The organism is Gimesia chilikensis, from assembly GCF_008329715.1.
GTDB classification, from domain to species: domain Bacteria; phylum Planctomycetota; class Planctomycetia; order Planctomycetales; family Planctomycetaceae; genus Gimesia; species Gimesia chilikensis.
Genome location: NZ_VTSR01000022.1, coordinates 96,267 through 119,437 on the forward strand (window position 1 = coordinate 96,267; position 23,171 = coordinate 119,437).

General features: G+C 56.2%; 21 protein-coding genes and 1 tRNA gene. 8 read left to right on the top strand and 14 right to left on the bottom strand.

The genetic code is table 11. The features are described from left to right. Window positions 1–214: 214 nt before the first annotated feature. The 9 genes from FYZ48_RS24195 to FYZ48_RS24230 form a co-directional block, all read right to left on the bottom strand. Window positions 215–299, bottom strand: a tRNA-Leu gene (locus FYZ48_RS24195). A 141-nt stretch (window positions 300–440) separates the two neighbouring features. Beyond that, complete coding sequence (locus FYZ48_RS24200) at window positions 441–1,064, bottom strand: DUF3592 domain-containing protein (RefSeq protein WP_149345126.1); 624 nt, start codon at window positions 1,062–1,064, stop codon at window positions 441–443. A 232-nt stretch (window positions 1,065–1,296) separates the two neighbouring features. Further along, window positions 1,297–1,680 (bottom strand): GlsB/YeaQ/YmgE family stress response membrane protein, encoded by a 384-nt coding sequence (locus FYZ48_RS24205; protein ID WP_145441137.1) that lies wholly within the window; start codon window positions 1,678–1,680, stop codon window positions 1,297–1,299. Window positions 1,681–1,896: 216 nt separating this feature from the next. Continuing rightward, a complete protein-coding gene (locus FYZ48_RS24210) occupies window positions 1,897–2,958 on the bottom strand; it encodes a dihydrodipicolinate synthase family protein (RefSeq protein ID WP_149345127.1) in 1,062 nt (353 codons plus the stop codon). 49 nt (window positions 2,959–3,007) lie between these two features. Further along, window positions 3,008–4,048: an NAD-dependent epimerase/dehydratase family protein gene (locus tag FYZ48_RS24215; protein ID WP_149345128.1), complete on the bottom strand. Its 1,041-nt coding sequence runs from the start codon at window positions 4,046–4,048 to the stop codon at window positions 3,008–3,010. A gap of 129 nt (window positions 4,049–4,177) precedes the next feature. Continuing rightward, window positions 4,178–4,714, bottom strand: a complete 537-nt coding sequence (locus tag FYZ48_RS24220) for a SelL-related redox protein (RefSeq protein WP_149345129.1) — start codon at window positions 4,712–4,714, stop codon at window positions 4,178–4,180. Window positions 4,715–4,768: 54 nt separating this feature from the next. Continuing rightward, window positions 4,769–5,047: a hypothetical protein gene (locus FYZ48_RS29335; protein WP_187782191.1), complete on the bottom strand. Its 279-nt coding sequence runs from the start codon at window positions 5,045–5,047 to the stop codon at window positions 4,769–4,771. A gap of 23 nt (window positions 5,048–5,070) precedes the next feature. Next, window positions 5,071–6,450: a DUF1501 domain-containing protein gene (locus FYZ48_RS24225; RefSeq protein WP_149345130.1), complete on the bottom strand. Its 1,380-nt coding sequence runs from the start codon at window positions 6,448–6,450 to the stop codon at window positions 5,071–5,073. A gap of 144 nt (window positions 6,451–6,594) precedes the next feature. Then, window positions 6,595–7,500 (bottom strand): YihY/virulence factor BrkB family protein, encoded by a 906-nt coding sequence (locus FYZ48_RS24230; RefSeq protein ID WP_149345131.1) that lies wholly within the window; start codon window positions 7,498–7,500, stop codon window positions 6,595–6,597. 216 nt (window positions 7,501–7,716) lie between these two features. Here FYZ48_RS24230 and FYZ48_RS24235 point away from each other — a divergent pair, with 216 nt between their 5' ends. Both FYZ48_RS24235 and FYZ48_RS24240 read left to right on the top strand, forming a co-directional pair. After that, window positions 7,717–8,448, top strand: coding sequence for a hypothetical protein (locus FYZ48_RS24235; RefSeq protein ID WP_149345132.1), 732 nt, complete (start codon window positions 7,717–7,719; stop codon window positions 8,446–8,448). A 96-nt stretch (window positions 8,449–8,544) separates the two neighbouring features. After that, window positions 8,545–9,993, top strand: a complete 1,449-nt coding sequence (locus tag FYZ48_RS24240) for a right-handed parallel beta-helix repeat-containing protein (protein ID WP_242022759.1) — start codon at window positions 8,545–8,547, stop codon at window positions 9,991–9,993. A gap of 17 nt (window positions 9,994–10,010) precedes the next feature. Here the strand turns inward: FYZ48_RS24240 and FYZ48_RS24245 are convergent, their stop codons facing one another. Further along, entirely contained in the window at window positions 10,011–11,495 is a 1,485-nt protein-coding gene (locus tag FYZ48_RS24245) for a leucyl aminopeptidase (protein ID WP_149345133.1), read from the bottom strand. An 84-nt stretch (window positions 11,496–11,579) separates the two neighbouring features. On the opposite strand from FYZ48_RS24245, the gene FYZ48_RS24250 reads away from it, so the two are divergent. Next, window positions 11,580–12,536, top strand: coding sequence for a nitrilase family protein (locus FYZ48_RS24250; RefSeq protein WP_149345134.1), 957 nt, complete (start codon window positions 11,580–11,582; stop codon window positions 12,534–12,536). Between the two features lie 7 nt (window positions 12,537–12,543). Here the strand turns inward: FYZ48_RS24250 and queC are convergent, their stop codons facing one another. The 3 genes from queC to FYZ48_RS24265 all read right to left on the bottom strand — a co-directional run bounded on the left by queC (window position 12,544) and on the right by FYZ48_RS24265 (window position 15,561). Next, window positions 12,544–13,239, bottom strand: coding sequence for a 7-cyano-7-deazaguanine synthase QueC (gene queC / locus FYZ48_RS24255; protein ID WP_149345135.1), 696 nt, complete (start codon window positions 13,237–13,239; stop codon window positions 12,544–12,546). A gap of 128 nt (window positions 13,240–13,367) precedes the next feature. Beyond that, entirely contained in the window at window positions 13,368–14,768 is a 1,401-nt protein-coding gene (locus FYZ48_RS24260) for a DUF1501 domain-containing protein (protein WP_149345136.1), read from the bottom strand. Between the two features lie 118 nt (window positions 14,769–14,886). Further along, the gene (locus FYZ48_RS24265) at window positions 14,887–15,561 is read right to left on the bottom strand and encodes a hypothetical protein (protein ID WP_149345137.1); all 675 of its coding nucleotides are present in this window, start codon (window positions 15,559–15,561) and stop codon (window positions 14,887–14,889) included. Window positions 15,562–15,829: 268 nt separating this feature from the next. Here FYZ48_RS24265 and argH point away from each other — a divergent pair, with 268 nt between their 5' ends. The 5 genes from argH to bioA all read left to right on the top strand — a co-directional run bounded on the left by argH (window position 15,830) and on the right by bioA (window position 22,024). Further along, the gene (gene argH, locus FYZ48_RS24270) at window positions 15,830–17,209 is read left to right on the top strand and encodes an argininosuccinate lyase (RefSeq protein ID WP_149345138.1); all 1,380 of its coding nucleotides are present in this window, start codon (window positions 15,830–15,832) and stop codon (window positions 17,207–17,209) included. A 33-nt stretch (window positions 17,210–17,242) separates the two neighbouring features. Further along, window positions 17,243–18,043, top strand: a complete 801-nt coding sequence (gene truA, locus FYZ48_RS24275; RefSeq protein WP_187782192.1) for a tRNA pseudouridine(38-40) synthase TruA — start codon at window positions 17,243–17,245, stop codon at window positions 18,041–18,043. Window positions 18,044–18,139: 96 nt separating this feature from the next. Beyond that, complete coding sequence (locus FYZ48_RS24280; RefSeq protein ID WP_149345140.1) at window positions 18,140–19,315, top strand: hypothetical protein; 1,176 nt, start codon at window positions 18,140–18,142, stop codon at window positions 19,313–19,315. A gap of 243 nt (window positions 19,316–19,558) precedes the next feature. Then, a complete protein-coding gene (locus FYZ48_RS24285; protein ID WP_145441108.1) occupies window positions 19,559–20,551 on the top strand; it encodes a malate dehydrogenase in 993 nt (330 codons plus the stop codon). Window positions 20,552–20,656: 105 nt separating this feature from the next. Then, a complete protein-coding gene (gene bioA / locus FYZ48_RS24290) occupies window positions 20,657–22,024 on the top strand; it encodes an adenosylmethionine--8-amino-7-oxononanoate transaminase (protein ID WP_149345141.1) in 1,368 nt (455 codons plus the stop codon). Here bioA and FYZ48_RS24295 read toward each other — a convergent pair whose 3' ends face one another. Continuing rightward, complete coding sequence (locus FYZ48_RS24295; protein ID WP_149345142.1) at window positions 22,025–23,125, bottom strand: hypothetical protein; 1,101 nt, start codon at window positions 23,123–23,125, stop codon at window positions 22,025–22,027. It abuts the gene before it with no gap. Window positions 23,126–23,171 lie beyond the last annotated feature (46 nt).

Here is a 23,171-nt window from a genome sequence, read left to right on the forward strand (position 1 = left end):
CAAGTCTGTGTGAAGCGTCTCTATCAGGAGGATTATGTCTGATTTTAGTTTTTAGAGAAACCCCGATTTATATGCTGGATTCCTGTGTCAGATTGAAACAGGAAGCGGAGGAGTATCTGTAACCAGCAGCGGACAGATATTGCGCAGGCAAATGCGAAAGAGAAGCACCTGAGGTGGGGGACGCAGAAAGCAGTTCTGCAAAGAGAAACAGTAATAGCCGAGGCGGGACTCGAACCCGCACGCCCTTTACGGACCCGGGATTTTAAGTCCCGTGCGTCTGCCAATTCCGCCACTCGGCCATGACTTTAAGAGTATATAGATTATTAGGTTATGTATTGCAAGCGAGAACCGGAAAAACAGGGGGCCTGAATCCCCGCCAATCACCGGTCTGAATGGTCTGATCAGGTTCAGCTGCTTTTCTACTCAATCAAAAATAGAGGTTAACCACCGTTCTGGTTTCTCCTGATGTGTCGTCTGCGGCGTTGTAAAGCCGAATCGGGAGAGGAGGATGTGCTGGTTGATGCTCGTTTTTTCTTCCTCTTTTTCTTCGGTTGGCTCAAGCGGGAACGCAGAAAAGTATAGTTGTCATAGACGGAATAACCACCCGCGATCAATAGCACGAGAGGGATCAATGGGCTCAGGTTGACGAGCCAGTTCGACCCTTTTTCCAGGACTGCTTTGGAATGATCCTCTGGAGAATAATATACCGGGTGCTTTGAGCCTACGGGGTATTTATTGACGACCTCTTCAGCGTGGGAGGGAATGGGAGTCGAATACCCGCGAAAGGCGATGTCTGAACTCGTATAGTTTTTTCCATCGACCGAATAGCGATAAGAAACGATGGGATCCCAGGAAGGTCTGCCACGATTTTGACCGGTCTTGACCTCAGATCGTGTGATTTCCGCTTCCGTTTGAGGCCAGTTCGCGCTTTGTCTGGCTTCGCTGATTTTTTTGTATGTCGGTTTGATCAGAAACGGTGCCCCGATGACCATGGCCGCACCAATCAGGGCTTTCGCCAGTAGAAACCAGTTGGGATCTCCTGGGTGGGGTGATAAGAATCTCATGAATCGTCCTCAGCTGAGTAGCCTGTCGTCAGCCCGCTCGCGATCAAAGGGACTGAGCAGATGTCAGCTTACGATTCTGGTGGACATACACGTATTTGTCAATGCGTTTTACTCTACCAGATGCGTGAATCAGCATACTGGTCAGGTGGGGACGTATTCTCGAAACTACCTTCGTGAGCAGATAGAAGGCAGGGGTCAGCATCGATTGCTGATCGAGCAGGTTGGACCCGGTTTAATAGGTCTCGTCAGCCAGGTCACGAGCACGACGGCGTCTGCGACGACGGTGTAACCAGCGTTCGCCATCTTCGGCTTCGGTGAAAAAGGAACCGGAGAGCATGCGATAGAAAAACAGCAGAATGAAGGCACCACCGGTGGCTGCCAGAAAACCGATCGAGCTGATCGGCGTGACGCGGGCTCCGTCCCAGAAAAACATCAGGGTTCCACAACCGACGACACTGCCGCCGATCCCCATCAGCATGGTACTGACGGCACCGCCTGGATCTTTTCCGGGCATGATCGCCTTGGCAGCCAGACCTACCAGAGTGCCAAAACCAACCCAGACTAACATCTCGTTGACTGCTTCCTGCAGAATCCGAGTCATATTCTCGTCAAACATGAAGACGGTCCTTCGTCGCTAAATGCTTTTTCATCTTGTGTTTAGGGGAGATTGCGTCTGTGAGCAGGTTGGCCCGGTGAGGAGAAGCACTTCTTACCCGACATAGTTATTATCGTCAAGACCGATCTGAAACTTGGGTTTCGAACTGTTTTACCGGAATTTGACTCAAGTTATTTGCCATTTTGAGACGCATCACGGGATTGGATTTAACGGGGCTCAACCACTGAGCCAGTCGTCCAGATGCTCCGCCACGAAGGCATCGTCATTAAGATGCGGGTAAGCTTCGTAGATCCGATCGATCTCGGCTAACTGACCGGGCCCCAGGGTTTCCTGGGGATTCAGGCACCAGGTTCCCTCGAGTAGTCCCTGACGACGCAGCACTTCATGAATGCCGGGGATGCAACCCTGGAACCGGTTGGCGACGTCAAAGAAGACCGCGTTGCAGTCCGTCACTTCGGTGTTCAACTGCAGAATCGAAAGCGGGATGGCTTCGCCGCGGGACGCGATCTGCTGACATTCATCGAGAATCTCCACAGCCCGGCTGGTCCAGACGGCCCAGTGTCCGAGCAGGCCACCCCGGATGCGGCGTTCGAGGACATTCTCTCCCGAACGAAAACGGAACGGCGTGACCAGGTCGAGCACGATATTGTCATCGTTCCCCGTATACAGGGCGATATCTTCGCGGCCCGATTCTGCCACCGCGCGGATCACGTCCAGAGTGTGATAGCGGTTAAAGGGAGCCATTTTAATCGCGGCCACGTTTTCAATCTCACAGAACCGCCGCCAGAAGGAGTAAGGGAGCAGTCGTCCGCCCACATCGGGTTGCAGATAGAATCCGAAGACGGGAATGATCTCAGCCACAGCGCGACAATGTTGAATCAGCGTCTCTTCGTCGGCTTCCTTCAGAGCAGACAGGCTGAGCAGACCATAGTGGTAGCCGGCCTCGCGGGCGATACTGGCTTCCCGGGTGGCCTGATCGGTGGGGCCACAAATCCCCGCGACGCGAATCAGGGGCACGCGTCGCGTCGCATCGGCCCGGTCCATCTCTTCACTGGCCAGTTCCAGAACGGGCTGAAACAGGTCGATTCCCGGTTCGCGTATTTCAAACTGTGTTGTATGCACGCCGACTGCAAGTCCACCGACACCACTGGCGATGTAATAGCGCGAGAGCGCCCTTTGCCGGCGTTCATCCAGTTGGCGGGAGGCATTCAGGGCCAGGGGATGAGCCGGGATGGCAGTTCCCTGTTGGAGTGTTTTCGTAATGATGGACGGGGTCACAGTTCGTTTGCATCCTGATTCAAAGCGAGGAAGTGATAGTCAGCTGTCTTTAGAATTTGCCGCTACGAGATTCAAAGTGAGTCGGCTTGCCCAGCAGGGGGCCGTCGGTTTGAATCCAGTGTGCGATCCAGTCGAATATCTGTTCGACATCCACCAGCGGTGCTCCGTACTTCTGATGACCATACTGGCCGTTATTCAGCAGGGCGTCCCGGGCTTCACTGCCTGTGAAGTGCACCGGTTTTCCAAAGAGTTCTCCAAACCGTTCGCAGACCTCGCGCACTTTGAGGATCCGTGGGCCGGCGACATTCAGGTAAGCCGGTGGGGTGGTGGCATCGGGCAGCGAGCAGAGCGTCATCGCATTCGCGTCTCCCTGCCAGATCACGTTGACGTAACCCATGGAAACATCGATCGTCTGTTCCTGGTAGACCTGAAGTGCCAGATCGACGAGTACACCGTAGCGGCACTCGGTGGCGTAGTTCAGGCGAATGATCGTCATCGGAATTTCCAGCGTACGGCTGAAATGCTCGAACATTCGTTCGCGACCCAGGCAGCTCATCGCATACTCACCCACGGGGTCGGGCTGATCGGTTTCGACTGACCCTGAACCGCTCGCAGGGACGAGTCCGTAGATATTGCCCGTGGAAAATGCGGTGATGCGGCTGTTTCGATACTTGTTACAGACCAGGGCAGGGAGGTAGGTATTCATGGCCCAGGTCAGCGATTCGTTGCCCGTGGCGCCGAATTTCATACCCGCCATGTAGATCACGTTCGGAACGTCGGGCAGACTCTGGATGAAATCGCTATCGAGTAGATCTCCTTTGATCGTTTCAATGCCGAGGTCTTCCAGAGGCTGGCGGCTCGATTCATCCGAAAAGCGGCTGACACCAATCACGCGGCGGGTGATTCCGGCGGCTTCATCCGCACGGAGGATCATTTGAGCCAGTGTTGGTCCCATTTTGCCTGCGATGCCCAGCAGAATCAGATCGCCGGGAGTCTGTTGCAATGCTTCCATCACGCCAGGGGTGGGGCGGCTGAGTAGTTCTTCGAGTTGTGCGACGTTCTCAATTGTTTCGGGAAATTCCTGAGGCATGGTGTCCCTGGGCGTTTGTGGTCGTATGGGAGCGATATGAAATCGGGTTCAATATCTTAATGTTCCTAAGCATTATGGCAGGTTTCTCCCGGAAATGGAAACGTACCGGAAATGCGTTCAAATCAAGGCTCAATGCGGGGGAAGTTCGCAGGCCAGCAGCTGATCCCAGTCGGGTTGATCTGCCGAGTTCTGGGAAAAATGGCTGGCGACGATCTGCCCCTTGTCAAGAATCAGCGCTGCTCCCAGCTGTTGCACATCTTTACCGGGGATACCTGGCAGATGGCCGGAGAGGATCGTGGTCTTGAAGCCGGACCACCAGATCGCAGGTCCGGCGACTTCAGAAAGCGTGCCGCGTTTGACTTGGAAGAGCTCATACAGTTTGCGCTCCGGATCACTGAAAGAGTGGACGTCCTGCAGTTGATAGCGGGCCAGCAACTGACTCGCCTGTTGAGGCTCCATCATATGGACGATGGCGAGTTGCAGGCCGCGTTCGGTAAGTTCAGCGGACAGGGACTGCAGTTGGGCCAGAACCTCGCGACAGAAGGGACAGCCGCCGTGCCTGAGGAACACGACGAGTACGGGGGCTTCATTGGAGAGATCTGCCAGCGTCCTGCCACGCGAGGAAGGGAACGCCGCGAGTGCTTCCTGAAAGGGGATCTGATCCATGATGCGCTCTTTGATTTGACACTGAGTGGTTTTAATTAACTGCTGAGTGCCAGTTTACCATAACGCGTTCGGATGTTCGCGGTGAAAGTCATGGATTTGCTGTACCGTGTCTTCGACTTTTTCCAGATCAGTGTAGTACATCGCGCTGGGATCGATCTGGTGTGCTTCGAGGTGTTCTATTTTCGCACGGATCTGCGGGACCCGGGCGATGCGGGGGAGTGCCACGAACCAGATCAGACCAAGGGCACCGGTTACCAGCAGAAAACTTGACCAGCGCCGGCGCAGACCGGCAGAGTGATTTGGGGAGTCAGATTTTGGACAATCGTGAGGCACTGGTACGCTGACTGATAGAGACACTAAAAGAGTTCGCTGATCACTTCACCGTGATCTACGGCTATCGTAGGTCTTCCAGAGTGATCCGGGAAGTGCATTTCCGGATCCATGCCTAATACCCGGTAAATCGTATGATGAATATGACCGGGACGGACGGGACGGTCCGCAGGGGCATCGCCCAGACGATTGGTGGCGCCGACAATCCGGCCCCCTTTGACACCTCCGCCGCCCAGCAGGCAGAACATGGAGTTGCCCCAGTGGTCGCGGCCGGGCGTTCCCTGGCTTAATGGAGGTCCACCGTTGCCGCCATCGTTCATGCGGGGAGTGCGGCTGAATTCACCACACAACACGACCAGCACCTTTTCACTGAGTCCGCGTTGTGCGAGGTCTTCAAACAGAGCACTCACAGCCTGGTCGACGCGGGGGAGATAGCTTTCCATACCGCTCTGCAGGTTCCAGTGATGGTCCCAGCCACCAAAGTGCACGGTGACGAAAGTAGTTCCCGCTTCCACCAGACGGCGGGCCAGCAGGACACTCTGTCCCCAGGTGTGGCGCCCGTATTGATCGCGGAGCTTTTCGTCTTCGGATTTCAGATCAAATGCGCGGCGGGCTTTTTCGCCGGTGACCATGTCATAAGCTTTCTGGTCCAACCGATCCATGGAATCGAGCATGCCTGACTGGTCCACATCTCTGCGGAGGCGATCGAAGGTTTTGAGCAGGTCTTTGCGGTCTTTGAGACGTTGGAGGGAGAGCCCGTTAATGGGGCTCAGGTTCTGGACCTGGAAATTCTGGTTGTTGGGATCCGAGCCGGTTTCGAAGGGATCGTATTGCACTCCCAGAAAGTTACCCCCGAAGTAGCCGGGACGCAATCCGATGCTCGATGCATAAGGGACAGAGACGTAGGCCGGCATTCCGGGATCACGCGGACCGAGGACCTTGGTGGCCATCGAGGCGATGGACGGATTCCGACCGGGAGTGCTGCCACCGCTGACGCCTCCCCGTCCGGTGAGCATCCAGTGCCCGCCGGTAAAGTGGTCACCAGTATTGTGATGTAGCGAACGAACGACCGAGAACTTGTCCGCACATTTCGCCTGGAGCGGAAACAGCTCGGTGATTTCCATGCCGGGGACATTGGTGTGAATCGGATTCCAGATGCCCCTGTATTCGCTGGGGGCTTCAGGCTTCATGTCATAGGTGTCGAGGTGACTTGGTCCGCCATCGAGCCAGAGCAGAATGACGGAGGTGTCTTTCTTCGGGATGCCGTTTTGAGCTGCGTTTGCTTTCGCATGCAGGATCTGTGAGAGGCTGGCTGAGCCCATGCCCGCCATACCGACCTGCAGGAAGTGACGACGGCTGAGACCGTCACAATATTTGCCGCTTTTGCCAAACTCGACACGGAACATAATTGCGCTCCAGAACGCGACTAAGAAATAAGTGAACTTTGATGTATTTTAGAATCCTCTCTCTGGTTTCGTCAATAAGGAAGCGCTCTGTTTCAAGTGAGAGAGCGGGAATCAGGGGAGAGAGCAAACAGGGAAGCAGGTCGGTCAGCTGATGGCTGCGGACTTCTCTTTCGCCGCCCGATAAATGACGCCGTTGATTTCGCCCCCCATCATCAGAATCGCTCCGGTCATATACAACCAGACGAGTAACACAATGAATCCCCCCAGGGTCCCATAAGTTTCGTTGTAGTGTGCAAAATTTTCGACATATTCGCGAAAGCCCAGCAACATGACCACCCAGCTGACAACAACAAACAGGCTGCCCGGCGTGATGATGTTCCAGGGAAGTTTGACACTGGGAACGGCCCAGTAGATGACCGAGGTCGAAATCAGCATGAAGCCACAGGCGACCGACCAGCGGGTGCCGGCAGAGAGCAGGACATGCAGCCAGGGGGCTTCGAAATTGGACAGCAGCAGGCGGGCAATCGCGGGCCCGACCACCAGCAGAATCATGGCGAGTAATAGCAGGAACAGCACAAAAAATGTCAGCAAGAGGGAGAGTCCGCCTGCTTTGAGTAACTTTCTGCGATGATCGACTTCAAACACCGCATCCAGTCCTTTGCCCATCGTGAGGAACAGGCGCATGCCCCCCCAGGACAACAGCACTACGCCCCCCATGATCAGACTGAAGGTCGTTTTCTTCTGGATGTCGGCGATCTGGTCGAACAGGATTTGGGAGAGGTCATGCGGCAGTCCCATATTGATGGCGTTCTCCATGCTGCGAATCAGGCCCTCGATCGGGAGTTGAGCCACACAGCCAATCAGGACCATCAGTAAGGGGAAGAGCGTGAAGATGGCGTAATAGGCAAACTGTGCGCTCTGGGCACTGAGGCGGTGCTGGTTGTAGCCGATGAAGGCACGTCGGACCAGATCCCAGGGAGTCAGGCCTCCTAATTTCCACATCGCGAGAAAGCCGATTTTGCTCAGATCAAGTTGTTCGGTTTTATTCATGTTTGTTTAATCTGTTCTATCACAACGGCTTACGGCAACGCGAACCTCTGGCAGCTGAACGACAATAAAAATCGTTAAAATTCCTATAATCATTAAAGGTTAACATTGGGAAATGACGATCTCAGAGATAGAGGGTTCTCTCTGCAGGGGATCCTGCGACTGTCACTCCACGAGTGACGACCACTTTTAAGAACTGAGATTGACCGGATTTTCCAAATGAATTCGTTACTGAAATTAAGTGTGGGTATTTTACTCTGTCTTCCTCTGACCGGCTGCGCCGGACCAGGTTATTACGATCCGTCGACCGGCATGGTCTGCGGTGGTGAGATGTACGGCCCCACCAACTTCATGGATGATATCAAATGTTCGCTGTCAAAGCATCGCGCACAGCGGATGCAAAAGCTATGCTGCAATTCCTGTGATCCGTGTAATACCTGTGATCCCTGTGGTGGCTGCAATACCTGCGGTCCTTTTAAGAAGCATGGTTTTGGTAAGAAGTTCCCTTCCACACTGGCTTCGGGAACCTTCAGCTATGGTGGCTGGGATGAAGGTCCCATGGAAACCTATCCCATGGAATCGTACCCCACGCCGAACTTCTCTTCCCAGTCCAACTGCCCGACCTGTGGTCCACAGGGGGGACAGGGACAGTACTATGAATCTCCGCAAACCTACGAAGGTGAGTATCAAGGTGATTACCACGGCGAATTCGTGCCGGGAGGAAACGGTGCTCCCTCTGGTCCTGCAACTGTTGTCCCTCAGAAGATTGCCCCTACACCCGATCACGGACCTAAGGGAGCCATCCAGAAACCAGCGCCTGCACCTGCTGCCGAAGAACCCATGTCTTCCGTACCTCCTTCCATGCTGTATGCTCCGACCAACATTCCCAGCTCGGCTCAGCCCGGTCAGGGAGCCCGTCCGGTGCGGTGGGTACCAGCTCAGGTTCACTAAGCATCCGTGGAGTGCAGCAGAAATCTCAGGTCGTCTCTCAACAATGAACGTGCCGGCCTGAGTTGAGAACAGATCCGAAAGGGAAGGGACCCTGCCGTGCAGCGAACTGAAACTCCAATGCAGGGAACCGGTTCTCTGTCTGTTCGTCGTCTGACTTGTCTGCTGACGCTCTCCATCGTGGTGTTGGTTTCTTCCAGGACAACGGAGTGCCAGGCGGAACTCTTCGAAGTGGGCCCCGATAAGAAGTACACCCTGCTGGAAAAAGTTCCCTGGGAGAGTCTTTCTCCGGGGGATGAGGTCCAGATTCACTGGCGGGCGCAGCCTTATCGGAGTAAATGGGTACTCTGCCGACGGGGGACCCAGGCGAAGCCGATCGTGATCAAGGGTGTTCCTTCCGAGAAAGGGGACTTGCCTGTGATCGATGGTCGGCGGGCCGTCACGCGACCGCAGCTCCGTTATTGGGGCGAACAGCGGGGGATCATCAAAATTGGTGGTGCCCGCGATCCTGCCGATACGATGCCCGCGCACATTGTGATCGAGAACCTCGACATCCGCAGTGCGCGGCCCTCCTTCTTCTATTTCAGTTCGGACGGACTGCAGAAGTATTTTCAGAACGCTGCGGCGATCTTCATTGAAAAAGGGGAACACATTACGATCCGCAACTGCTTCCTGCACGATTGCGGTAACGGTCTGTTTATCGCCCCCGACTCGAAAGAGATTCTCGTCGAGAACTGTGCGATCTATCATAACGGGATCGCCGACAGCTACTACGAGCACAACGTTTATACTGAAGCCGCCGGGATGATCTTCCAGGGGAACTACCTCGGTCCCCTTCGCGAAAACTGCCTGGGAAACAATCTCAAAGATCGCTCCGCCGGTCTGATCGTACGCTACAACTGGATCGAAAGCGGCAACCGACAGCTCGATCTGGTCGATGCCGAGGATAGCGATACGATTCGCTTTGATCCCCGATACCGCACTACTTATGTGTATGGCAATGTGCTGGTGAAACGGAAGGAAGATTCGAACACACAGATGATTCACTACGGCGGCGACAGTGGCGACGAAAACAATTATCGCAAGGGGACATTGTTTCTCTACAACAACACGATGGTTTCCCGGCGGGCTTCCACTACGCTGGTGCGACTCTCGACCTCGAGCGAACATCTGGACTGCCGGAATAACATTCTCTATACCACGCACGATGGCAGCAGTCTGGCGATTCTCGATGAAGCGGGGACGGCGAGCCTGAGTCATAACTGGATCAAACGGGGCTGGAAAGCCGCGCACTCCACTCGCTTCGGCAAGGTCAGTGCGGAAGACGAAATCCATTCCGGTGCCGATCCGGGATTTCAGGACGAAGAGAAGAACCTGTTCTTCCTGACTGCCAAGTCCGCTTGTCTGAATAAAGCGGGCGCTCTGCCGGAAGCTGTCAAAGCAAACTTCCCCGTGAAACAGGAATTTAAAGGTCCCCGGGGAATGAAACAACGCCCCGCAGCATCATTGAATGACCTGGGGGCGTTGGAGCGAGAATCCGAAGAGTAACCTCTGCTGTCTTTTGCTTAGCCTTTGTACTCGCGGGCAACTTCTACCAGTGTGCGAACCATGCAGCCGGTAGCGCCACCTTCACGGTGAGGCAGGTTGGCCGAAGCGAAAGCCGGGCCTGCGATATCGAGGTGGACCCACGGGGTTTCGCTGACGAAGTTTTCCAGGAACTTGGCAGCGGTGATGGCACCACCCCAGCGAAGACCGACGTTCTTCAGGTCTGCCACATCGCTTTTAAGCTGATCGGCAAACTCCGGGAACATAGGCATTTCCCAGACCGATTCGCCGGTGGTTTTAGCGGCGTCTTGAACCGCTTGCGACCAGTCCGGGGTGTTGGAGAAAATGCCGGTGACATCTTCACCCAGGGCGACGACACAGGCACCGGTCAGGGTGGCGAGGTCGATCAGGTTCGAGGCCCCGCGGTCGACAGCCAGCGTGAGGACGTCGGCCAGAACCAGGCGTCCTTCGGCATCGGTGTTGAGAACTTCGATGGTCTTGCCGTTCCGGGCTGTGAGTACGTCACCCAGTTTGTAAGACGATCCGTTGACCATGTTTTCCACGAGTCCCATGTAGCCCACGACATTGACGGGCAGCTTGAGGCGGGCAATCGCCGTCATCGCACCCAGTACTGCGGCTGCGCCACCCATGTCGCATTTCATGGTCTTCATGCCGTCACTGGGCTTGAGTGAAAGTCCGCCGCTGTCAAAGGTGACCCCTTTGCCGACCAGGGCCAGCGTGGGAGCGGAGGCAGCACCGCCCTGATGTTTCAGAATCGCCAGGCGGGGAGGCTGATCGCTGCCCTGGGCGACGGCCAGCATCGAGCCCATCTTTTCATCTGCCAGTTGTTTTTCGTCGAGGATCTCTGCTTCCAGGCCACATTCCTTCGCGACTTCCACAACCTTGTCGGCAAAGCTGACGGGAAAGATATCGCCGGCGGGACGGTTGACCACTTCGCGTGCCAGGTTAACGGCTTCACCCAGGATCGATCCCTCTGTGATTGCCTGTTGAATTTCAGCAGAGTCTGCACCCGCGATCGACACTTCCTGGAAGGGGAAGCGGCCGGGTTCCGCCCGGTACAGGTCCTGTCCCACCGAACCGACGGTCATGGCGGTGCTGATCTGACGGGCGATCTGGGCTGCAGAGAGAGAACTTTCTGAAACTTCGGGGAGCAGGACTGCGGCGCGGATCTCTTTTTTGGTTGAGATGGCACGGGCGGAGGTCATCAGGGATTTTTCCAGCGCTGCCAGCGAGAGGTCTTTCGCGGGTCCCAGTCCCGTCAGCAGGATGCGTGGGGTTTTAATGCCACTTAATCCGAGCAGGGTGGCGGTCGACGCCAGTTTGCCGGTGAAGTCTTCAGCTTCGATCAAGCGGCTGATCTGGCCACCGATCGCTTCATCCAGTTGTGAAACGTCAGCAGGGAGCGGGGCTGCCTCGGCCAGGGGGATAATCAGCCAGTCTGCTTCGATTGCGGAGAGTGCGTCATTCGTCAATTGTGTCGCCATCAGTTTTAAAATCCCTTTATCGTTGGAAAACATCAGATTAAGATGGGTGAATTCACAGCATATCAAATCGGAAGGAAAAACCCAATGAGAGACATCAGGATCGCTGCCGTCCAGTTTGAACATCGTAACGGAGACAAGGCGTTTAATCTGCAGCGCATCCGTGAGCTGGCTCAACAGGCGGTCGCCCAGGGGGCTGAGATTGTCAGCTTTCATGAATGTTGTATCCCCGCTTACACATTCGTGCAATCGTTCTCCAAAGAAGAACTGCTGGCGCTGGCCGAGCCGGTGCCTTCCGGGCCGAGTACACAGGAACTGATGTCAATCTCCCGGGAAGTTGGCGTACCCATCCTGGCCGGCCTGTTCGAAGAGGATCAGGGGGACGTGTATAACACGTACGTCTGTGTCGATGGGGATGAACTGGTGGCCCGCTTTCGCAAGCTGCATGCGTTTGTGAATTCGCATCTTTCTTCGGGAAGTGAATACGCGGTCTTCGATCTGCGGGGCTGTCGTTGTGGGATCTTGATCTGCTACGACAATAACCTGATCGAAAACGTGCGGATGACAGCCATGCTGGGGGCCGAGATCATCTTTATGCCCCATGTGACCTGTTGCCTGCCGTCGGTGATGCCCGGGCGGGGACTCGTGGATCCGAAACTGTGGGAGAACCGGGACCGGGATCCCGTCAGGTTACGACAGGAATTTCAGGGGCCCAAGGGGAAAGGCTGGCTGATGCGCTGGCTGCCCGCGCGGTCTTATGACAACGGCGTGTACGCGATCTTCACGAACCCGGTCGGCATGGATGACCAGGAAGTCAAGCCGGGGCTGTCGATGATTCTCGATCCGTTTGGAGAGATCATCGCCGAGTGTACGAACCTCGGAGATGACATTGCGATCGCGTTGTGCACCGAGGAAAAACTGTCGCAGGCCAGTGGGCGACGATACATCCGCGCCCGGCGTCCCGATCTGTACGGCAAGCTCGTGGAGCCCCCGGCGGAACCTCCCGTGACCCAACCCGGTTGGGAGTTGAAGCCCTCCAGTTGAGCGTGGATTATTTTTTCAGGGCCGGATCATCAAAGCCGGCTTCCGCGAAGCCTTTGGCGCGGAGCTGGCAGGAGTCGCAGTGACCGCAGGGGGTGCCATCGGGCAGCGGGTCGTAGCAGCTGTGAGTCAGGCCATAATCGACGCCGAGTTCCATTCCCTTTTGGATGATCTCCGCTTTGGTGAGTGAAATCAAAGGCGTATGCACCTTCCAGGTACCGCTGTGTTCCACTCCCGACTTGGTGGCGAGGTTGGCCATTTTCTCGAAGGATTCGATGAACTCGGGTCGACAGTCGGGATAGCCGCTGTAATCGACGGCATTCACGCCGATGAACAGGTCGAAGGCATTCAATGTTTCGGCCCAGGCGAGTGCCAGCGAGAGGAAAACCGTGTTCCGGGCCGGGACGTAGGTGATGGGGATGCCGGCTTCCAGGTCATCATCTGAGCGGTCCTTGGGGACTTCGATGTCGGCGGTGAGTGCCGAGCCGCCGAAGACACGCAGATCCAGCGGGAAGGTGACGAAGTGTTGCGCATCGAATGCCTGACAGACTTTTTTCGCGGCGTCCAGTTCGTGGCGGTGCCGCTGTCCGTAGTCGAAGGAGAGAGCATACAGTTCAAAACCGGCATCGGCGGCGATGGCCAGCGTGGTCGCGGAATCGAGACCGCCACTGACGAGCACAACGGCGCGGGGGGCAGCGGATGACATAAAAAACACTCCTGCAGGGATCGTGCGCTTAAAAAGTGAAACCTAGCAGGAGTGGTAGACGGATGCAATCGCTGGGCTGAAATCCACGTCTGATTTCTTAAACCCGGATTGAATTTCGGTAAACCGACTTAGAACAGGCCTTCGATCAGTTCACCAGCAGCGACTGGCGTGGGACGTGCGAGTCGGGGGAAATAGGTCTGGTGAGCGTCGATGCCCAGCGCGTGATAAATAGAGGTGGCAAAGTCCTCGGGACGCCAGGGACGCGTGCTGGGCAGACTTCCTTTGCGGTCGGTGGCACCAATCACTGTTCCTCGTTGCACCGGTCCGCCGGCCATGAGGACGCTACCTGCATTGGGATAGTGATCGCGGCCTGCGGTGGCGTTGATTTTCGGTGTGCGTCCGAATTCACCCATCGCGACAACCAGAGTTGTGTCGAGTAGTCCCCGCTCATCCAGATCATCCAGCAGAGCTGAGAGCGACATGTCCAGTTGAGGAACGTTTCCGGGGCCGGAGTAACTGTGCCAGCGTTTGCCTTTGGGCAGGTCTGCGGGCGGTTTGGAGAAGGTCATCATCGAATCGAAGAGCCAGCCGTGGTTGTCCCAGGTGCCATTGGTTTTGGCATTCCCGAACAGGCCCCCCTGGACGGCCTGGTTGATCGTCACAAAGCGGGCGCCTGCTTCCACCAGACGCCGGGCCAGCAGAACGCGACGCCCATAGATATTATCTCCGTAGCGTTCGCGGGTCTGTATCGGTTCTTCTTCGAGGTTCACCGCTTTCTGCATTGCGCCGCTGGTCAGCATGGCGATGGCTTCGTCGGTGAATTTGTCGACCGATTCGAACTGCGAGTTCTGAATCTCCTGCAGGCGGCTCAGATTTTCCAGCTGCGAGAGCATTTCCAGGCGGTTTTCGAAACGGACCTGTGACAGGTTCAGGCCCCCCAGTTCCATTTCCGGTTTGCTGGGATCCCCTTTGAGGTCGAAGGCGGAAAAAGCGGTGCCCAGGTAGCCGGGAGGATCGGTATATCGGGCGGCGACCGGCAGGCCCAGATGAGGAGGCACGCCGGGGACGCGGCTGCCGTACAGGGCCGAGACCAGACAGCCAAAGTTGGGGAAATACTGTTTGCCCGTCGGTTTGAATCCACTGGCGACATGCTGAGAGCCGGTGCTGTGCGAGCCGCTTTTTCCCTGCCAGGAACGGATCAGCGCGACCTTGTCCATCCGTTGCGCCAACAGGGGGAGCTTCTCGCAGATTTGAATGCCGGGGACGTTGGTGTCGATCGGTTTCCAGGGACCACGGATTTCGGCGGGGGCTTCGGGTTTGGGATCGAAGGTCTCAAAGTGACTCGGTCCACCTGCCAGGAAGATGAAAATACAGGAGATGTCCTGCTTACCCGATTCTTTGCCGTCGGACTGTTTCGCCTGGAGTAACTGCGGCAGATTCAGGCCGAACAGACCGACGCCGATCTGCATCGCCTGTCGTCGATTCAGCAGGTGTGGCGCACACATGCCACCCGTAGTCATTTCAGTCATCACGCGGGCCCCCTGGAATGGCTGGGAGTGACGGAGAACTCAAGAGCTGCGGCTGATTATATCAACGAAAATGCATGTGATCCAGAGCAGTCGTGCTGTTGCCTGAAAATCAGATCAATCAGGGAAGGTTGGCCAGCATCGATGTCAGGGCCAGAATCCGGTAGTAATCGCGGGCGCCGGAATACTGATATCCGAAGGGGATGATTCGCGGATTGTACATGCGGTCATAATTCCCGAAGCCGCGGTACTGCAGTGAGCCGAAGCGGAACGAGGGACGATAGCCGTTGTAGTAAAAGGAATGACCATGATAAGGAGAGCCGAACCAGTTGGAGCGAATCAGGTCACTATACATGTAGAGAGCCGGTACCGATTGCAGATTGGCAAAATAGCCGTTGGTGGCCAGGGGCCAGCTGCGGAAACCGTATTGAGCTGCCATCCGCTGAATCGAACGGTGTGGTGATTTGCAGTGCTCGCATTCCTGCTCAGGAATCTGGGGAATGTCACGAGGCACAATCACGATGGTATCAGCAGCATTCTCGGCTGAGGCCGGCTGCGTTTGCTGCAGGGGAACCTGAACCTTTTTTGTCGCGTAGGAATTCAAACCCGGGGCAGGAGTGATCTCGATGGTCCAGGTATCGGCCGAGGCGGCTTTGGCTGGCGCTTTGAGATGCGGAGTTGTTTCTGCGTCCGTCAGTTTGGGCTTCGGGGCTTCAATTGCGGCCCGGGTGGATTGCAGCAGGCTGCCACTCAGCAGGGCGGCGCAGACGAGGGTCAGTGTCAGGTTCAGTTTCATGGCTCTTCGGAGGACTTCAGGTTGTTGACTCGTGTTCAAAAGAGAGTGACTCAACTTTCCATCCTAGAGGGGCCTTCGGACCATTTACCAACATATTTCCCGGTCCGATGCGGAAAAAGGGATAAATTATGGCGTCATTCGGGCTCCGGGCGCGTGGGCGGCTTGATGGATGCTGTCTGGCAGATTACTCTGCCTATGCAGGGCTCATTGAGAATGTGGCGCCCGAGCGAAACCGAACTATTTTAACGACTTGCAGTGGAGACAGACCGTGGCCGCAAAAGCCTGGGGAGGACGATTTCAACAGCAGACTGATGCCCGCGTTGAAGCGTTTACGGAATCAATCAGTTTTGACAGTCGGCTGGCGGCTGTCGATATCCAGGGCTCGCAGGCACACGCCCAGATGCTGGCCAAGGTGGGACTGATCACGGTTGACGAATGCCGGCAGATCGTGGAGACGCTGGATCAGATCGGTGCCGAGATCGCTGACGGGAAATTCGAATTCCGCTTTGAGCTCGAAGACATCCACATGCACATCGAAAGTGCGTTGATCGAACGGATCGGCGACATCGGTCGCAAACTGCACACTGGCCGCAGCCGGAACGACCAGGTATCGACTGACCTCAAACTTTATACCCGGGGTGCCATCGAACGGGTCGACAGCCTGCTCAAGGATCTGCAGGTCGCGTTCGTGGAACGGTGTGAGCGTGACGCCGACCAGGTGCTGCCTGGCTTTACTCACCTGCAGCGGGCACAGCCGGTCAAAGCCGCTCATTACTGGCTCGCTTACTGTGAGAAGTTCGACCGGGATCGTCAGCGTCTGGCTGATTGTCTTACCCGCGTGAATGTTTCTCCGCTGGGCGGGGCGGCACTGGCGGGAAGCTCGCTGCCGATTGACCGGCACTTTACCGCGGAACTGCTGGAATTCACCGACGTGGCCCGGAACAGTCTGGATATCTCCAGTGATCGCGACTACCTGGCTGAATTCTGTTTCTGCATGGCGATGATCGCTACGCACCTGAGTAACTGGGCCGAAGAATGGATTGCCTGGTTCTCGACTGAGTTCGGTTTTATCAAACTGCCCGATGCCTTTACCACTGGTTCGTCCATCATGCCACAGAAGCGGAACCCGGATGTGCTGGAACTGATCCGCGGTAAGTCGGCCCGACCGATTGCCGATGTGCAGCAGACACTGGTGCTGTTGAAGGGGCTGCCGATGGCCTACAACCGGGACATGCAGGAAGACAAGCTGGCAATGTTCGACGCTTACGACACAGTCGCCGCCTGTCTGGAACTGGCAGCTGCGATGGTCGAAGGGGCGGAACTGCAGGTCGAGACAATCAATGCCAAGCTGGAAGACGGCTTCCTCGATGCGACTGCCCTGATGGAGTACCTGATCAAAAAAGGAACGCCGATGCGGACCGGTCACGGGATCGTCGGGAAACTGGTGTCGCTGTGTGAATCGCGGAGTATCCGGCTGGCAGATTTGTCTCTGGAAGAACTGCAGCAGGCGTGTCCCGATATCGAAGATGATATCTACCAGGTGCTGGGCGCCCGGAATGCAATGGCGGCACTCTGCAGCTTCGGTTCGGGGGGCGAAAAGCCGGTACAGGAGCAGACCGCTTACTGGAAAGAGAAGCTCGGTCTCTAAGTCAGACTGACTGGTGCCGACGAAGCAATGGTCATGAGAAATATCAAACTGACACTGGCTTATGACGGATCGGAATATGCGGGCTGGCAGGTCCAGCCGAACGGTGTTTCGGTACAGAGCTGCGTGGAAGCGGCGATCGAAAAGCTGACACAGCAGAAAACCGGGGTACTGGTAGCAGGACGCACCGATGCCGGCGTGCATGCGCTGGGGCAGGTGGCCAGTTTTCAGACCGAGTCGAAGATTCCCTGCAAGAATATCCAGACGGGTCTGCAGCGGTTTCTGCCGGACAGCATTTGTGTTCGGGAAGTGGCTGAGGTTGCCCCCGACTTTCATGCAACCTATTCCGCCGTGCAGAAGCGGTATCGCTATGTGATTCACAACAGCAGCGTCAATTTTCCGTTTCTGAAGCGATATGTCTGTGAATTCGGCCGGCCGCTGGATGCGGAGCAGATGCATGTCGGGGGCCAGCATTTATTAGGCAAACATGATTTCCGCTGCTTTGAATCACATTTCCCGAACAAGGCGACCAGCGTACGCACAGTTAAGGAACTGACGGTACAGCGGACCTCGGTCTGGCCGGTGTGGGGCGCGGATCCCGGGCTGTCACAGAGTACCTCGAATTCGTCGGCGGAGTTTCTTACGGTCGATATTGTCGCGGACGGTTTTCTGTACAATATGGTGCGAGCGATTGTGGGGACCCTGTTTGAAGTGGGGGTGGGACGCTGGACACCCGAGAAAGTGCGGGAGATTGTCGAGTCGATGGATCGTTCCCAGGCAGGAGCCACAGCGCCGGCGAGCGGGCTTTATCTGGTTCAGGTTGACTACGGCGACTGATTTTTTCAAAGTAGATTAATCCAGGCGTCCTGAATTGACGTTGAACCTTTAACCGGTGATCGCCAACACGTGTTTTAATCAGACCAAAAGGGAATTATGAGTCCGCAACCACCGCCTCTGCCTCCGCATGATGCTGATGAGCCGATCTTTCTCGAAGAGCCGTTCGGGGAAGAGGGGGAGCGGATTGATGGCGAAAAGGGGCATATCTTCCCCTGCGAAGGCTGCGGGTCTGATCTGATCTTCGATATCCATACCCAGAAGCTGAAGTGCCAGCATTGCGGGTTTGAAAAAGTGATCGGCATCGACCCTGATAAGGAAATTGAAGAGCAGGATTTCTACGGGATGCTGGCCCATCTGCAGGAGCTGCGCGAACAGCAGTTAGATGTGGAAGACGAGGATGAGCAGGAGGTCCGCTGCGAAAGTTGTGGTGCGACACTCCGCTTTGTCGGAACGCTGACCAGTTCGGAATGTCCCTACTGTGCCTCGCCGATTCAGCTGGATAAAGTACATACTTCAGAGAAGCGGGTGCCCGTGGATGCGGTGTTGCCGTTCCAGGTGGATGAAGATCGATCGCGGCTGAATCTCAAGGCCTGGGTGAAGTCGCTCTGGTTTGCACCGAACGATTTTGTGGAGAAGGGAGCCGAAGGGCAGTTTCATGGCGTCTATCTGCCTTACTTCACTTTTGACAGCCTGACGAGCACGTATTACTCCGGACAACGGGGCGAATATTATTACGTGACGGTCGGGACCGGGAAGAATAGACGGCGCGAACGTCGGACCCGCTGGTATCCCGCCTCCGGCAACTTTCAGCGTTTCTTTGACGATGTCGTGATTCTCGCATCATGGGGACTGCCGCGACCACTGATTAGGGCTCTGGAACCGTTCCCCATGCATCTGCTGGTTCCCTTCAAACACGCTTATCTGGCGGGCTTTACGGCACGGACATACGATGTTGAGCTCAAAGACGGTTTTGTGCTGGGGAAGCAGCGGATGGACGATGCCCTGTATTCGGAAGTCTGCAGCAGGATTGGCGGGGACACCCAACGGGTGGATACGGTGCAGAGCCAGTATGATGCGATTACCTATAAACATCTGCTGTTGCCGCTCTGGCTGATGAGCTACAAGTACAAAGGCAAGCTGTACCAGGTGGCCGTCAATGCAGCGACGGGGGAAGTGAACGGAGAGCGACCTTACAGCTGGATCAAAATCACGCTGGCCTGCCTGGCGGCTGCCCTGGGCATCGGCGGAGGCGCGTATCTGTTCAATCAATGATCGATTCGTCCGTCTATGAACGCGTTCGTCCGGGGTCAGAACGGGTAGAAATCGTCTATTTTCACAGGCTGTGACGCGCGGGAGCATCGCATTTGCGACGAGTCTTCAGAAATTGGAAACTGATGCCCCCAGTCGGTTGCCGATCCGGCAGTGTGGAGGTACAAAAAACAGAATAAATCTGCGAACTTCCACCTGGAGACAGGTTCACTGAGCCACATTCATAAGTTAAGGAGCGATAAAGAGATGAATCATCCGATTCGAGTTGCAGTTACCGGGGCAGCTGGCCAGATTGGTTACGCCATGTTATTCCGTCTGGCTTCCGGGCAGATCTTTGGCCCCGATCAGCCGGTAATCCTGCATCTGGTCGAAGTTCCTCCGGTTCTGTCCGCTCTGGACGGGGTGGAAATGGAACTGGAAGACTGTGCTTTCCCGACCCTGGCCGGTGTCGTCAAAGCAGACAGTGATCATCTGGAAGACGCATTCGCTGACTGTAACTTCGTGATCTGCGTAGGCAGTGTACCGCGTAAGGCAGGTATGGAGCGGGGCGATCTGATCCGTGTTAACGGTCCGATCTTCACCAGCACCGGACAGGCGATTCAGAACGCCGCTGCCGATGACGTGCGGGTTCTGGTTGTCGGAAACCCCTGTAACACGAACTGCCTGATCGCAATGGCTAATGCTCCCAAGGTTCCCCGTGATCGCTGGTACGCGATGACCCGTCTGGACGAAAACCGGGCCGTCACCCAGATCGCCAAGAAATCCGGTCAGCCTGTGACTGCAATCAAGAACATGAATATCTGGGGTAACCACTCTGCGACTCAGTTCCCGGACTTCTACCACGCGACCATTCATGGCAACCCGGTTCCGGAAATCATCGAAGATCACGACTGGCTGCGGGGCGAGTTCATCGAAACCGTCCAGAAGCGTGGTGCCGCTGTAATCCAGGCCCGTGGTGCTTCCAGTGCCGCTTCCGCTGCGAATGCTGCCCTGGATACGATCAAGAGCATCATCACTCCTACCCCGCTGGGCGAGAGCTTCAGTGCTGCTGTCTGCAGCGATGGCAGCTACGGTGTGGATGAAGGTCTGATCTTCGGTTACCCGCTGACCAGCGATGGCAACACCTGGAAGATCGTCGAAGGCATCGAGCACGATGACTTCGCTATGGAGAAATTCAACGCGACCCTGCAGGAACTGCGGGAAGAGCGGGACGTCGTTCGCGACCTGCTGCCGGAGTAATTCGGTTTCGCGTTTCAGTCTTAGTGAAAGAGTCACGATCTCCCGGCGTGGCTCTTTCTCTTTTTACACTTACTGTTTTTTCTGAATTCTCGATGTGAGACGCTCATGCAGCCTGAAGAATTACGCCAAATCGACAACGAACATCTCTGGCATCCGTTTACCCAGATGCGGGGGCATCGTGCAGAAAACGTCCCCCTGATTGAATCCGGGGACGGGTTTTACCTGATCGACGTCGAAGGACGACGCTACCTGGATGGCGTCTCTTCACTCTGGTGTAACGTACACGGGCATCGCGTGCCGGAACTGGATCAGGCTGTGCGGGATCAACTCGACCGCATCGCCCATTCCACACTGCTGGGGCTGGGAAGTGTGCCCTCCATCGAGCTGGCGGGAGAGCTGGTTAAACGGGCGCCGGAAGGGTTGACCAAAGTCTTTTACTCAGACAGCGGCTCCACCGCGGTTGAGATCGCCCTCAAGATGGCGTTCCAGTATCACAATCAGAAGCCGAACCCTGATGCCCAGTCACGGGATCTGTTCGCCTGCATGCAACACGCTTATCACGGCGACACAATCGGTTCGGTGAGTGTGGGCGGGATTTCGATCTTCCACGAGATCTTTGGGAAACTGCTGTTCCATTCGGTGCAGATGCCCTGTCCGGCGGCCTATCATCGTCCTGAAGGGATGAGCGAAGCTGACTATCACGCACACTGCTACGCGGAACTGGAACGACTGCTGGCAGAAAACCATACACGACTGGCGGCGTTTGTGATCGAGCCGCTGGTGCAGGGGGCGGCCGGCATGCAGATGCATCCGCCCGGTTATCTGAAACGGGTGCGGGAGCTCACGACCCGTTATGGCATTCCGCTGATTGCAGACGAAGTGGCAGTCGGTCTGGGACGCACGGGGACCATGTTCGCCTGCGAGCAGGAAGGGGTGACGCCCGATTTTCTCTGTCTGGCCAAAGGGATTACAGGCGGCTATCTGCCCCTGGCGGTGACGATGACTACCGATGAAGTCGCGGCTGCCTTTGAAGGTGAGCATACCGACTACAACGCGTTTTACCACGGGCATACCTATACGGGGAACGCTCTGGCGTGTGCGGCCGCTCTGGCGACGCTGGAGCTGTTCGATTCTCAGAACACGCTGGAGAATGTGAAAGCGAACGAACAGATCCTTACAGAACGGCTGGCGGAGTTGAAAGATCATCCGCACGTAGGAGAAGTTCGTCACAAAGGAACGATGGTGGGGATCGAACTGGTGGCGAACCGGGAAACCCGGGAAGCCTTTCCTGCCGACCGCCGCATGGGGCACCAGGTGACCCTGGCTGCACGCGAGCAGGGTGTCATCATCCGACCGCTGGGAGACGTGGTGATTCTGATGCCCGCGCCAGGCATGCCGGGCGCGCAGATCCACGAGTTGTGCGATGTGGTGTTCGCGGCCATCGATAAAGCAATCAGCCTGCAGGTGGCCTGATCAGGATTTGTCAGAATCGGGACCGGGATTGCCGGGCTTATCGGTTGAGTCTGAATCCGCCTGCTCTCCCAGCTGTTTGAGCACCTCGCCGATATCGACGGTTTTGATGTTTTTCAGATCGTCCATCGACATGTCGGGTCGTTCCATCAGTTTGGCGGTCTTGCTGCGGGCAAATTCCTGATCGTTGATGGTGAATCGCCAGATCAGAAAAGCGAGGGTGATACTGATCACCAGGAACAGAATCACGATATATTTCACGGCTCCGGAAGAGCTGGGAGCCTGTGGCGTCTCGGAAGCAGGGAACCAGCGGATCTGGCCTGCAATCAACAGGGGCGCCGTCTGCAGCTTACCTGCCTGTGAGGGGTAGCCGTACTTCTTGAAATAATAGCCCGTGATCTGGACGGAAGGCATCTCCTGGAGATCGGGACCGGTGGGAATCCCCTCGGGTAACTGCGTACAGAGAAATCGCCAGGGATGGGTGCCCGAATCTTTGGAAAAGAACCAGCCTTCATAGAGGGTTGTGATGCCGAACTTGTTCTCTTCCGGTTTGAGAGGCACCAGGCGTTTGAGCTGCCCTTTGACGGTCATCAGCTCGCCCCGGTATTTACTCGACTCGTTCATCAGCACGACGAACGGAGGTGCGGGTTCGGCGGAGCGTTCGAGAACGTTCTGCGGGATCGAAGTTGCTTTCGCCAGGAGATAATACAGTGCGTTGGCTTCATAAGGGCGAATACCCGAAACACTGTCGGTGACCTGTTTAAGCAGACGGGGATCGACGCGGACGTCGTATTCACCGTTTTCCAGCTGCGGATTGACCGACTCCGGGATCTCCATTTCCGGATCCGGCTGGGAACGGAATTCGCCCGGTCTGAGGCCTGAGTCTTCTTTGACGTTGTAATCGACGTCGCGATCGGGATCGAGTTGTTGCTCTCCCTGACGCTGTTCTGTTGGAGGACCGGTGAGCCAGTACCAGGTTGATTCGCGGGAGGCGTAAAGGATCGCCAGCAGGATCACTCCGAGGGCGGCCACCAGGCGAAAGAGCCGGACCTGATCCCGGCGACTGAAGTAAGAGGGCGTTGAAGATCGATTGTGAAATCGCATGCAGAAACACCCTTTCTTCAGATAGGTTTCCGTTGGCAGGCAGGCA